This window comes from Kosakonia sp. ML.JS2a, assembly GCF_025642095.1.
GTDB lineage: Bacteria > Pseudomonadota > Gammaproteobacteria > Enterobacterales > Enterobacteriaceae.
On record NZ_CP106754.1, the window covers coordinates 228,070 to 240,909 of the forward strand.

8 protein-coding genes are annotated in these 12,840 nt (G+C 57.1%); all 8 read left to right on the forward strand.

Annotated features, from left to right (window positions below):
* Positions 1 to 10 precede the first annotated feature (10 nt).
* The 8 genes from dppD to bcsD all read left to right on the forward strand — a co-directional run bounded on the left by dppD (position 11) and on the right by bcsD (position 12,837).
* The gene (gene dppD, locus N7922_RS01045) at positions 11 to 994 is read left to right on the forward strand and encodes a dipeptide ABC transporter ATP-binding protein (protein WP_263098861.1); all 984 of its coding nucleotides are present in this window, start codon (positions 11 to 13) and stop codon (positions 992 to 994) included.
* Entirely contained in the window at positions 991 to 2,004 is a 1,014-nt protein-coding gene (gene dppF, locus N7922_RS01050) for a dipeptide ABC transporter ATP-binding subunit DppF (RefSeq protein WP_263098862.1), read from the forward strand. Before dppD ends, dppF begins: the two co-directional genes overlap by 4 nt.
* Positions 2,005 to 2,624: 620 nt before the next feature.
* Entirely contained in the window at positions 2,625 to 3,161 is a 537-nt protein-coding gene (gene bcsO / locus N7922_RS01055; RefSeq protein ID WP_263098863.1) for a cellulose biosynthesis protein BcsO, read from the forward strand.
* Positions 3,152 to 3,955 (forward strand): cellulose biosynthesis protein BcsQ, encoded by an 804-nt coding sequence (bcsQ, locus tag N7922_RS01060; protein WP_263098864.1) that lies wholly within the window; start codon positions 3,152 to 3,154, stop codon positions 3,953 to 3,955. Before bcsO ends, bcsQ begins: the two co-directional genes overlap by 10 nt.
* 17 nt (positions 3,956 to 3,972) lie before the next feature.
* The gene (gene bcsA / locus N7922_RS01065) at positions 3,973 to 6,087 is read left to right on the forward strand and encodes a UDP-forming cellulose synthase catalytic subunit (protein ID WP_263098865.1); all 2,115 of its coding nucleotides are present in this window, start codon (positions 3,973 to 3,975) and stop codon (positions 6,085 to 6,087) included.
* Complete coding sequence (gene bcsB, locus N7922_RS01070; RefSeq protein WP_263098866.1) at positions 6,084 to 8,360, forward strand: cellulose biosynthesis cyclic di-GMP-binding regulatory protein BcsB; 2,277 nt, start codon at positions 6,084 to 6,086, stop codon at positions 8,358 to 8,360. The genes bcsA and bcsB overlap by 4 nt, the downstream gene beginning before the upstream one ends.
* 14 nt (positions 8,361 to 8,374) lie before the next feature.
* A complete protein-coding gene (locus tag N7922_RS01075) occupies positions 8,375 to 12,358 on the forward strand; it encodes a cellulose biosynthesis protein BcsC (RefSeq protein WP_263100814.1) in 3,984 nt (1,327 codons plus the stop codon).
* Positions 12,358 to 12,837, forward strand: a complete 480-nt coding sequence (gene bcsD / locus N7922_RS01080; RefSeq protein ID WP_263098867.1) for a cellulose biosynthesis protein BcsD — start codon at positions 12,358 to 12,360, stop codon at positions 12,835 to 12,837. Before N7922_RS01075 ends, bcsD begins: the two co-directional genes overlap by 1 nt.
* Positions 12,838 to 12,840: the final 3 nt, after the last annotated feature.

The following is a 12,840-nucleotide window of genomic DNA, read 5'->3' on the forward strand; positions in this document are numbered from 1 at the left end:
GAGGTTCGAGATGGCGTTATTAAATGTAGATAAATTATCGGTGCACTTCGGCGACGTGGGTTCCGAATTTCGTGCCGTAGACCGCGTGAGCTATAGCGTAAGCCAGGGCGAAGTGGTCGGCATCGTCGGCGAGTCCGGCTCCGGTAAATCCGTCAGCTCGTTGGCAATCATGGGGCTGATTGACTTCCCCGGTCGCGTTATGGCCGACAAGTTGGAGTTTAACGGCCAGGACCTGAAACGCATTTCGGAAAAAGAGCGCCGCAGCCTGGTGGGCTCCGAAGTGGCGATGATTTTTCAGGATCCGATGACCAGCCTGAACCCGTGCTACACGGTCGGCTTCCAGATTATGGAAGCCATCAAAGTGCATCAGGGCGGGAATAAAAAAACCCGACGTCAGCGCGCGATTGACCTGCTGACGCAGGTGGGTATTCCCGATCCGGCCTCGCGTCTGGACGTTTACCCGCACCAGCTTTCCGGTGGGATGAGCCAGCGCGTGATGATCGCGATGGCGATTGCCTGCCAGCCAAAACTGCTGATTGCCGATGAACCGACCACCGCACTGGATGTGACGATTCAGGCGCAGATCATCGAACTTTTGCTGGAGCTTCAGCAAAAAGAGAATATGGCGCTGATCCTGATTACTCACGATCTGGCGCTGGTGGCGGAAGCGGCGCACAAAATCATTGTGATGTACGCAGGCCAGGTGGTGGAAACCGGCGAAGCGCGCGATATCTTCCGTGCGCCGCGCCACCCCTATACGCAGGCGCTGCTGCGTGCGCTGCCGGAGTTCGCGCAGGACAAAGCCCGTCTGGCGTCGTTGCCGGGTGTGGTGCCGGGCAAATATGACCGCCCGACCGGCTGCCTGCTCAACCCGCGCTGCCCGTATGCAACGGACAAATGCCGTGAGCAAGAGCCTGAGCTGAACACCGTCGACGGCGGTCGTCAGTCTAAATGTCACTACCCACTCGATGACGCCGGGAGGCCGACACTATGAGTTCGCACGAGGCCACCTCGCAACAACCGCTGTTGCAGGCTATCGACCTGAAGAAACACTACCCGGTGAAGAAAGGGCTGTTTGCCCCGGAGCGCCTGGTCAAAGCGCTGGATGGCGTCTCATTTACGCTGGAGCGCGGTAAAACCCTTGCGGTGGTGGGCGAGTCCGGCTGTGGTAAATCCACGCTTGGTCGTCTGCTGACGATGATTGAAACCCCGACCGGCGGGGAGCTCTATTATCAGGGGCAGGATCTGCTTAAGCACGATCCGCACGCGCAAAAGCTGCGCCGCCAGAAAATCCAGATTGTCTTCCAGAACCCGTACGGTTCGCTGAACCCACGTAAAAAAGTGGGGCAAATCCTCGAAGAGCCGCTGCTGATTAACACGGCTCTGAGCAAAGAGGCGCGCCGGGAAAAAGCGCTGGCGATGATGGCAAAAGTCGGCCTGAAAACCGAGCATTACGATCGTTATCCACATATGTTCTCGGGCGGGCAGCGCCAGCGTATTGCTATCGCCCGTGGCCTGATGCTCGACCCGGATGTGGTGATTGCCGATGAACCGGTCTCCGCGCTGGACGTTTCCGTGCGTGCGCAGGTATTGAACCTGATGATGGATTTGCAGCAGGATCTGGGGCTGTCTTACGTGTTTATTTCTCACGATCTGTCGGTCGTTGAGCACATTGCCGATGAAGTGATGGTGATGTACCTCGGCCGCTGCGTGGAGAAGGGCACCAAAGATCAGATCTTCTCCAATCCGCGCCATCCGTACACGCAGGCACTGCTGTCGGCAACACCGCGTCTGAACCCGGATGAGCGCCGCGAGCGTATTAAACTGACCGGCGAGTTGCCAAGCCCGCTGAATCCACCGCCGGGCTGTGCATTTAACGCCCGCTGCCGTCGCCGTTTTGGTCCCTGCACCCAGTTGCAGCCGCAACTGAAGGACTACGGCGGTCAGCTGGTGGCCTGCTTTGCGGTTGATCAGGACGAGAACAGCGAGAAACCGCTGGCATAGACATTGCCGTAACGTACTGCCCGGTAAGGTATATTTACCGGGCTTTTTTTTATCCTTTTCCCACTCTGGCGATAATCTTAAAACCTGAGTAAAATTCCGGCTTATTTTAAATATTTCCAAAAAACTGCCAAAAAAGGTAGTTTCGGAATAAGTCCAGCAGTAAGAATGAGTTAGATAAATTACGGCTTTTTTAACCGCAAATTTCTATTTCAAAATATTTCGGTAAGTAATAAAAAATTAAACCAATAGTTATTTATCGTGGCTTATTATTCTATTGATTTAATTAAAAATAATTAAATAATATTTAAATTTTATTTAAGTTGACTTATTCGTCTGCTGGTGACGCTTTTTTGTGGTCTTAAATGCTGTAATGGTAATTGTGAAAAAAAAAGATAGCACATGTATAGAGAATATTTATATATTTGCTGGAAATTAACAGTGTGTTAGCAGCGCTACAATTTCTGCCGCGAAAACAGGCTGTGGATAATAGAAAAAGCGTTATCACGTACCCACGCACAACAGCACCGCGAAAATAAAAAATCATACGACTACCTAAACCAGGTCACTAAGATCCTGACGGTGGCGGGTACAATATTATTTTGTAAATCATGAGAATAACTATGAATCATTACGATGATTTGCAGAGGTTCAAGGACAAGACTCGTAACCAGAAACTCGATTTCAAGGATCTCTCTGCGCAAAACTTAGCAAACGACCAGGGCAGTTGGACCATTATTAATCAGCTTTCTCCTGCAACCGAAACCTCCACGCTGGCAATGGGCGGCCATGTGTCCGTGCCGGTTCCTCACGCAGTCGAGCCCGATCTTTTTGCCATCAGCGCAGAAGAAGAGGCTCCGCTTGCCGTTCCGGATCTCCGTGACGTGACGCCTGTGCCGTCGGCCTCCATTTTCAAGGATGTCGCCAGCCAGCTTGATGCCGTCGCGCCCGCGTTTAACGCCGCGGCGAACATTCCGGAACCCGACAGATATGCGCCTGTAATGCAGATGCCTGCCCCGCGGGCTGTCTCTGGTGGAACGTCTTCTGAGCCTGCCAGTTTCGCCCGACTCTTTGCGCCAAAAGCGCCGGAAGCGGAACAGACTGTTGAAAAAAACCAGCCATTACAATCGTTGTTAGAAAGGATCGCATCATGCCGTTAATTTGTGTTTGTTCGCCGAAAGGCGGCGTCGGAAAAACGACGCTGACGGCTAACCTGGCGTATGCTCTTGCCCGTTCTGGCAGCAAAGTTCTGGCGCTGGACTTCGATGTGCAAAACGCGCTGCGTCTGCATTTCGGCGTGCCGCTCTCTGACGGGCGCGGTTTTGTGGCGAAGGCTGCGGAATCCTCCGACTGGAGCCAGTTTGTCCTTACGGCGGGCGGCAATATTTTTGTTCTGCCGTATGGCGATGCCACTGAGGAAGAGCGTGTTGCGTTTGAAGAGCGTCTGACCCATGACGAACACTTCCTGACTCGCGGTCTGAATACGCTGCTCAACTATCCCGGCCTGATAATTGTTGCCGATTTCCCTCCCGGGCCGTCTGCGGCATTAAAAGCCATGTCGCGGCTGGCCGATGTGCACCTGGTTACGCTGCTGGCGGATACCGCATCGCTCTCCCTGCTGCCGCACATCGACAATAACCGCCTGACGGGTGAAGTCCTCAACCGTAAATCCGGCCACTACTTTGTGGTAAATCAGAGCGACAACCGCCGCCAGATCAGCCGCGATGTGACGGCATTTATGGAACAACGCCTGGGCAATAAGCTGCTGGGCGTCCTGCACCGGGATGAGAGCGTTGCGGAAGCGAATGCATCGCAACAGTCAATCTTTGACTTCAGTCCGGCCTCCGCAGCGGCATTTGATATTGAACTCATTGCCAAACGCGTCGCCGGTATTTTAGGCGTCAAGATCGGCGACGGCACCGTTCACAGTAAACCCAAGATGTCTGGCTTCTAACGCTCACGGGCACCCCCATGAAAAAGTTTCTTTATATATTGCTGGCGCTGGCAATGGTTCCGGTTGCCCTTTTAGTGGTCATTACGCCGATGGACAGTCAAAAACAGTACATTTTTGGCCTGATCAGTATCGGTATTTTATTTCTGCTCGGCTTCAGCAAAAAGCGCAGCATCTCCCTGATTATGGTGGTGATGTCGATATTGCTGTCGACGCGTTATATGTATTTCCGCCTGACGCAAACCCTGCACTTTAATTCCGAAATCGAAACGATCCTCGGGATGGGGCTATTTCTGGCGGAAGTCTACGTCTGGGTGATGCTGCTGCTCAGCTATTTGCAGACCGCATGGCCGCTGAAGCGTGAAATCGTCCCGCTGCCGGACGATATGAACCAGTGGCCGACCGTCGATATTTACATTCCGACCTATAACGAACCGCTGGACGTGGTGCGCGACACGGTGCTGGCGGCGCAGTGTATTGATTACCCGCGCAACAAGATGCAAATCTATCTGCTCGATGACGGTAAACGCCGTGAGTTTGCGGTATTCGCCGCCGATGTGGGCGTCGGCTACATCACCCGTAATGATAATGCGCACGCCAAAGCCGGTAACCTTAACCACGCCATGAAACTCACCAACGGCGAGCTGATTTGCGTGTTCGACTGTGACCACGTGGCCACCCGTATTTTCCTGCAGGCGACAGTGGGCGGGTTCCTGAAAGACCCGAAACTGGCGCTGGTGCAGACGCCGCACTACTTTTACTCCCCCGATCCGTTCGAGCGTAACCTCTCGCTGGGGCGAGATATCCCCAACGAAGGCTCGCTGTTCTATGGCCCAATCCAGCGTGGGAATGACAACTGGAACGCCACGTTCTTCTGTGGATCCTGTGCGGTTATTCGCCGCAGCGCGCTGGAAGAGATTGGCGGTTTTGCCGTCGAAACCGTAACGGAAGATGCTCACACCGCGCTGAAAATGCAGCATCTGGGCTGGGGCTCGGCATTCATTGATATTCCACTGGCGGCAGGCCTGGCCACCGAACGCCTGGTGCTGCATGTGATTCAACGCACCCGCTGGGCGCGCGGTATGACGCAGATATTCCGCCTCGACAACCCGCTGTTTGGCCGCGGGCTGACCATCCAGCAGCGGCTGTGCTACCTGAGCGCCATGCTCTATTACCAGTTTGCGTTGCCGCGCATCGCGTTTTTAACCGCGCCGCTGGCCTATCTGCTGTTTAACCTGAACATTATTTACTCGTCGGCGAGCCTGGTGTTTGCCTATGCGCTGCCGCATCTGTTCCTGTCGGTCTATGTCAACTCGCGGCTAAACGGGCGTTTCCGTTATAGCTTCTGGGGGGAAATTTACGACATCGTGCTGGCGTTCCACATTGTGCTGCCGACGGTCGTCACCATGTTCTTCCCGAAACGCGGGAAATTTAACGTGACCGATAAAGGCGGCCTGTTAAACGTCGGCTACTTCGACTTTAGCGTGGTGCGTCTGCATTTGATTATTGCCGTGTTGCTTGGCGCTGGCGTGATAGCCGGTCTCACGCGCGCCTTCGCCCATGACTATTTTGGCGTGGATCCACGCGTTATCGCCCTCAACGTCGGTTGGGGATTATACAGTCTGATCTTCCTGCTGGCGGCGATCGCTGTGGCGCGTGAAACGCGACAGACGCGCAAAACGATCCGTATCGATGTCGATATTCCGGTGTTGCTGCATTACGCCAGCGGCATCACCTCGCGCAGCAAAACCGCAGACCTGTCGATGGGCGGCTGCCGCGTTATCGCGCCGGATGAGCGCCATCTGAATGATGAAATAGAAGAAGTGGAGCTGCTGTTGCACTCCGGAGCGATCAGCATCCCGGTCAACACGGTGGCCAGTGACGAAGAGTATATCCGCCTGATGTTTGATGATATTCCGCTGTCGCGCCGCCGCGAGCTGGTGCGGGTGGTGCTTTCCCGCGCCGACGCGTGGATTAACCCGCCGAAACCGCAGGACAACCCGTTCCGTTCGATGGCGACCATTGTGCGCTGCGTGTTTGATCTGTTCTGGATGACCTGGACATCGCGCCGTGAAAACCGACGTCTGCGTGCTGAACAAGCGGCCAGTGCGGCGTCTGAAGAGGAGCGCGTATGAAACGTCTGACCACGCTGGCGGTGCTGGTGGGCGCGCTGTTTATCGCCCCGCTGCACAGTGAAGAAACTACGGTTGAGTCGCTGCTGCCGCTCAACCTGCCTGCGCCGACACAGGCGCAAACGCTACCGGCTTTTGTCCCTTCGGTGGTGAACAGTATCAGCATTGCGCAAATGGGCCTGCCGCAGGGTATCACCCTGAGCGGTGGGCAATTCCAGGGCGGGGTGGATTTTACCCTGCCGGTAGACCAGGTGATGACCAATGCCCGGCTGGCGCTGAATTTAAAAATTTCCCCGGCGATGGCGGCGCGTAACGCCACGCTGCAATTGATGCTTAACGGCCAGCCGCTGGGCACCGTACCGCTGAGCGCCGCCGAAGGCGATACTGCCCGTTATCAACTGGATGTGCCGGCTGCATTGATGGTCTCCAGCAACAGCCTGAGCGTGAAAATTAACGATGGCGACGCGATGCAGTGTCAGCGCGACCTGAGCGACAAATACCGCGTTACAGTGCTGCCGGATTCGCATTTTGAACTGGAAGGGCAACAGCTGGATATCGGTGCGGATCTGAGCCACTTCCCGCGTCCGTTCTTTGACAGCATGCAAATGACACCTGCGGCTATCGCGGTGGCGTTTGGGCCAAAACTCAGCGCCGATACCATTAGCGCAGCGGCATTGATCGCCTCATGGCTGGGGATCCAGGCGGATTATCGCGGCGTCTCTTTTGCGACGTATCACGATCGTCTGCCGGAGAAAAACGGCATTCTGATCGGCCATCCCGGTGAGCAGATCGGCGGCCTGACGTTGCCGCAAACCACGCAGCCGCTGCTGAAAATTGTCGATAACCCGGCAAACCCGGTTTACAAACTGCTGCTGGTGGTCGGGAAAGACGATACCGAACTGCGTGCCGCAGCCTGGCGTTTAACGCGCAGCAACTTTGCCTCACAAACACCGTCCGTGGATGTGGATGCGCAAACTATTCCGTTGAGCAAACCGTATGATGCGCCGCGCTGGATCCCAACGGATCGCCCGGTAAAACTGACGGAGCTGATCCGCAAAGATCAAAGCCTGACCACCACCGGGATCTGGCATTCGCCGTTGCAGGTGGCGTTTCGCGCAGCGCCCGATCTTTTCCTGTGGGACGGGGAAACCATTCCGCTGCATATCGGCTACCGTTTCCCGACGGAAAACTGGATTGATGAGCAGCGTTCATGGCTGAGCATGACCCTTAACGATTCCTTCCTGCATAACCTGCCGGTTAACAAGCAGGGCGCGCTGGAAACGTTGTGGCACAAACTGGGCGGCGATGCGCGGCAGGAGTCGTTTGATATGCCGCTGGAGCCGTACATGATTTACGGCGACAACCAGCTTTCGCTCTATTTCAACATCGTGCCGAAAGAGAACGCGCCGTGCAGCACGTTGCTGAACAACAACATCAAGAGCCGCATTGATGAGGACTCGTGGATTGATTTGAGCCACACCCGGCATTTTGCTCTGTTGCCAAACCTTTCTTACTTTGTCGGCGCGTCTTTCCCGTTTACCCGACAGGCAGACTATTCGGAAACGTTGCTGATGCTGCCTGCGCAACCGACAGAGACGCAAGTCGCGACCCTACTGGATATGACGGCGCGCTCCGGAAATGCCACCGGCACCGCGCTTGGGCATAACCGTGTGGTACTGGGTCTACCGACCAATAGTGAGCTGATGCGCGACCGCGATGTGCTGGCGGTTACCGGCATGGAGCAGTCTGCGTTTAACCGCGCGCTGTTGGCGAATTCACCGTTTACTCTGCGCGACAGCACGCTGGGCGTCCGCGAGCCGGGGAGCTGGCAGAAAATCCGCCGTTGGATCAGCGGCGACTGGGCGTCGCAGGGGATTGAAGCCGACCGCTACTTCTCCTCTAACGAAGCGTGGCGCGGTTTTGTCAGCTTCCGCTCACCGTGGAATGACGAACGGCTGGTGGTGCTGGCGTTGGGCAGCAACGACGAGCAACTCTCCCGATTGCACGCTGACCTCAGTTCTGCGCGCATTAATGCCGGGATACGCGGCGATGTGGCCATCATTACCAACGAAACCGGCGTACGCAGTTTCCGCGTGGGTGAGCAATTCCCGAGCGGCGAAATGCCGGTGCATATGATGGTGATTTGGTATGCCAACCAGCACTCAGCGCTGCTGGCGATCCTCGGACTGCTGTTTGGTTCGCTGGTCGGCGGGGTGCTGTATATCGTGCTGAAAAAACGCGAGCGTAAACGTCTTGATCCGGAGAGCGACAAGTGAAAAAGGTCACCACCATGAGCGTAAAAACCGCCCGTCGGTTATCCACATTCTGCCTCTCCGGCGCACTGATCATCAGCACTCCGGGGCTGGTGCACGCCGCAGCGAATGACGCTGCGCTGAAGGCGTTGTTCGATCAGGCCAACTACTGGCATGAAAAGTCCCACGACGATCTGGCCATGGAGTCGCTGAAAAAAGTCTTAATGGTCGATGCCAACAACGCGCAGGCGATGTATCTGATGGCGCTGTGGGCGCAGCAAAACGGCGATCTGCAAACCGCAGCGCAGTGGCGCGCACGGCTGGCGAAAGCCGCGCCGGGAGACAGTAGCTTGCAGGCGCTGGATAACGCAAAACAGCTCGCGCAAGTGCCGCAGGGGCAGCTTACGCTCGCCCGTCAGCAAGCGCGTAGCGGCAACGTCCCGGCGGCGCTGGAGACGTGGCGCAGCATGTTTAACGGCGACACGCCGCCGCCAAGCCTGGCGCCGGAATACTACCAGACCATGGCGAGCGACAAAGCGCTCTACCCGCAGGCACTGGCGCAGATGCGCAGTTTTGTGGTGCAGTATCCACAGGACACGGCCGCCCGTATTGCGTTGGGTAAAATGTTGACCTGGCGTGAAGAGACGCGCCGTGACGGGATTTTGTTGCTGGAACCGATGTCCAGCGGCAGCCGCGAGGCCGATGACGGTTTACGACAGGCGCTGTTATGGCTGGGGCCGCAGCCCGGCGATGAGCGTTTTTACGACACCTGGCTGCAGCGCCATCCGCAGGATAGCGAAGTGCAGGCGTACTATCGCAAAAATGTCGGCGGCGCGGCGAAAGGGGCCGGCTTTAACGCCCTCAACAGCGGAGACAGCAGCCTGGCGAAACAGAAGTTCGCCCAGGTGTTACAGGCTAACCCGGACGATGCAGACGCTTTAGCGGGCCTGGGCTACATTGCCCAGCGCAATGGCGATTATCAGGCTGCCGCGCAGTACCTTAACCGGGCGGCGGGTCAGGGCGGCGACGCCTCCGGCGAACGCCGTGCGCAAGCAGAGGATGCGGCGTTTTATGGCCAACTGGCGCAGGCGCAGCATGCGTTAAAACAGGGCAATGTCAGCGAAGCGCTGGCGCTCTCTGCGCCGCTGGCGCAACAGAGTGGCGAACGCGGAACGGCGGCAAAACTGTTCCGCGCGGATGTGTTGCGGCAGAACAAAGATTACAGCCAGGCCGAACAGACGCTGCGCGGCATTCTTAATGAACAACCGCAGAATGCCCCGGCGCGGGAAAATCTCTACTACGTGCTGCGCGACCAGAGCAAGACCGCGGAAGCGCAGGCCATGCTGAATACGTTACCGGCAGGCCTGCAGGCGAAGTTGCAACCGCGCGTGGTCACCGGAACGCCGGGCGACCCGCTGCGCCGCCAGGCACAGCAACTGGTTGCCGCGGGGAACACGGAGCAGGCGATCAACGTATTACGTCAGGGAGTGGCGCGTCTGCCGGACGATCCGTGGTTGCGTCTCGACCTGGCGCGCTTGCTTCAGCAAACCGGGCGCGAGAGCGAAGGCGCGACCGTCATGCTCCCCACCGGGCGTGACGGCGCAGGTGCCAGCTCGCTGTATGCCGGGGCGTTGTTTGCCAGTGAGAATGGCGGCTGGCAGCAGGCCAGCGCGTTGCTGGCGCGTATCTCTCCGGCCAGTCAAAACAGCCAGATGCGCGATCTTGCGCAGCGGGTGAATTACAACCTGCAAATGGCGACCGCAGAGCGTTACCTCGCTCAGGGCAATATGACCGCAGCGTCTAACACGCTGAAAGCGCTGTCGGCCACGCCGCCGAAAAACCCGGTCGATGCCGGGAAACTGGCACGCATGCTGGCGCGAACCGGTGATTTGACCACCGCAGTGTCGCTGGTGCGTGACAACATGAAACAGGGCGTGCAGGGTAACGCCGGTGATTATGCCGATCAGGTCGCCGTGCTCAACCAGGCGGGTCTGAACCAGGAAGCGCAGAGTTTTGTCTCCAGCCCGGAACTGCAATCGCGCAGCACCCCTGCGCAATTGGCGGGAGTGCGTAATGGTTATGTGATTAACGAAGCCGACCGGCTGCGTGAGCAGGGCAACTATGCCGCTGCATACGACAAGCTGATCCGCGCACTGCAAAACGATCCGCAGAATACGGATTTAATGTTCGCAATGGGCCGTTTGTATCAAACGGGCAAAATGAACAAAGAAGCGGGCGTGCTGTATGACTACCTGATGACGCGGGACAGCGAGGATCAGGCAGCGCGCGTGGGCGCTATCGATGTGGCGCTGGCGGAAAACAATGTGGAGAAAGCGCAAAGCCTGGCCAATGGCCTGCGCAGCAACGCATCGCCAGAGCGTCTGCTGTTGCTGGCGCGTCTGGAAGAGGCGAAAGGCAATCACCAGCAGGCGATGACCTACCTGCGCAGCGCGCGCGGCAAACTGGTGGGGCTGGACTCTTCCAACAGCGCGGCAACGCCGACCATCGGCGGTGTACTGCTGGCGGATAACCCGTTTATGACCACCAGTAAAACCACCGCTCCGCAATCGCTGTACGGGCAGACCCTGCCATGGCAAGTGGCGCAGGTGGCCCGTGAACCGGGCAGTACGCTGCCGGGCACCACCCGCACCGATTTACCGGTTGAAACCGTGCAGTCCCGTACACTGCGTCAGGTCGATGACATGATGCAGCAAATGGACGAGAAAACCGGGATGTGGCTACAGGGCAACGTGGAGATCCGCGGGCGTGATGGCGAAACCGGCACCAGTAAACTGACGGAAGCGAAAGCGCCGCTCACCTGGTCCAGTTCGCCGTTTGGCGAGTCGCGTTTTGAGTTTACCGCCACCCCGGTTTCGCTGAGTTCGGGTAGCGCCTCGGGCGACGCCTGGCGTCGCTACGGCTCCAACCCGCTGGCGGACGCAGTGAGCAACATCAGTACCTCAATCAAAACGGCCAACAGTTCCACGGCAACGGATGGCAGCGATAAGTTCACCGATCTCGCCAGCTATGCGAACGCCAGCAAACTGTCGCCCTTTACCGCAGAAGGGTATAGCAATCTGACCTCGCTGCTGAATTCGAGCCGCTTACAAAGCCTGAGCGAATCGAATTATAAGAAGAATTATAACGATGCGATTAACGCCTCGACCGATTCACAAAACGCCAGCGGCGTTGAGCTGAATATGGCGCTGAGCGGCGACAGCTACAAGCTGGATATCGGTACAACGCCTCTGGGTCAGGATCTCAGTACGCTGGTGGGTGGCGTGAAATGGTCGCCGAAACTGACCAACTACCTGACGTTGATCCTGACGGGTGAGCGTCGTGCCGTGACCGACAGCCTGCTCTCCTACGTGGGTCTGTATGACAAATACTCCGGCGAGCGTTGGGGTCGAGTCACCAAAAACGGCGGCAGCGCGCAGTTGAGCTACGATGACGGCGACGCCGGTTTCTACGTGGGCGGCGGCGGTTACAGCTATCTTGGCGAAAACGTGGCGAGCAACACCAGTATGAATGCCAGTGCCGGGGTTTATCTGCGCCCGTTGCATGACAGTTTCCGCCAGTTGCAGACCGGCCTTAGCGTGAGCTGGATGGATTTCTCAAAAAATCTCAGCTACTTCACCTATGGGCAGGGCGGCTACTTCAGCCCGCAGAACTACGTCAGCGTGGCGTTGCCGGTGGATTTCTCGCAGAAAATCGACAACTGGAAACTGCGGCTCGGCGGTTCGGTGGGGTATCAATCCTACACTCAGGATAAGAGCGACTATTTCCCGACCGCGCCGGAAGCGCAGCAGATGCTGCAACAGCTGGCTGATATGGGCTTTGTCAAAGAAGCGCAGTACGGCGGCCGTTCGCAAAACGGCATCGGCTATAACGTCCATGCCGGTCTGGATTACAACGTGAATAACAAAATGACGGTGGGCGGTAACGTCAGTTACGACACCTTCGGTAGCTATAACGAAAGCACCGCCGGACTTTATCTCCGGTATATGCTGGGAGACAAATAATGAAGATGGATAACGCCAACGCCTCGTTGCTGGCCTATTTTCAGCAGCAACAGACCCCGCCGGGCTGGTTTGATCTGCTTAACGTGATGATTGATGGCATGGTGCGTAATGTCGGCGAGGCGGAAAGCCTGCCGTTCCTGCGCCAGATGGGCGAAGCCATGGCGGATCGCACGCCGCTGCCCACTTCGGAGACCGTGGGCGAGCTGGAAGCCCACATCAACGCGCAATTGCGGGTGTTCAATTGGGGCTGTATTGACATAATTGTCAGCGAAAATGGGCTGGCGTTTCGTCATCAGGGCATACCGGTCGCCCGCGATAAAGCGCTGCAGACACGCTGGTGCTCGGCGTTTTGCGCCATCCTGGAAGGGCTTTATTCGCGCTGGCTGCGCGGACAAGGCGGCGATTCCGGTCTCGTTTTTACGCGCGAAAGTCTCTATTCTGTGTCAGATGTAGTATTCCGCTACGCTAAACCACAGTGAGTT

Excerpts from the sequence above, each read along its gene's own strand:
- bcsO (WP_263098863.1), top strand. The coding sequence starts at position 2,625 with ATGAATCATTACGATGATTTGCAGAGGTTCAAGGACAAGACTCGTAAC.
- dppD (WP_263098861.1), top strand. The coding sequence starts at position 11 with ATGGCGTTATTAAATGTAGATAAATTATCGGTGCACTTCGGCGACGTG.
- bcsQ (WP_263098864.1), top strand. The coding sequence starts at position 3,152 with ATGCCGTTAATTTGTGTTTGTTCGCCGAAAGGCGGCGTCGGAAAAACG.
- bcsD (WP_263098867.1), top strand. The coding sequence starts at position 12,358 with ATGAAGATGGATAACGCCAACGCCTCGTTGCTGGCCTATTTTCAGCAG.
- N7922_RS01075 (WP_263100814.1), top strand. The coding sequence starts at position 8,375 with ATGAGCGTAAAAACCGCCCGTCGGTTATCCACATTCTGCCTCTCCGGC.
- dppF (WP_263098862.1), top strand. The coding sequence starts at position 991 with ATGAGTTCGCACGAGGCCACCTCGCAACAACCGCTGTTGCAGGCTATC.
- bcsB (WP_263098866.1), top strand. The coding sequence starts at position 6,084 with ATGAAACGTCTGACCACGCTGGCGGTGCTGGTGGGCGCGCTGTTTATC.
- bcsA (WP_263098865.1), top strand. The coding sequence starts at position 3,973 with ATGAAAAAGTTTCTTTATATATTGCTGGCGCTGGCAATGGTTCCGGTT.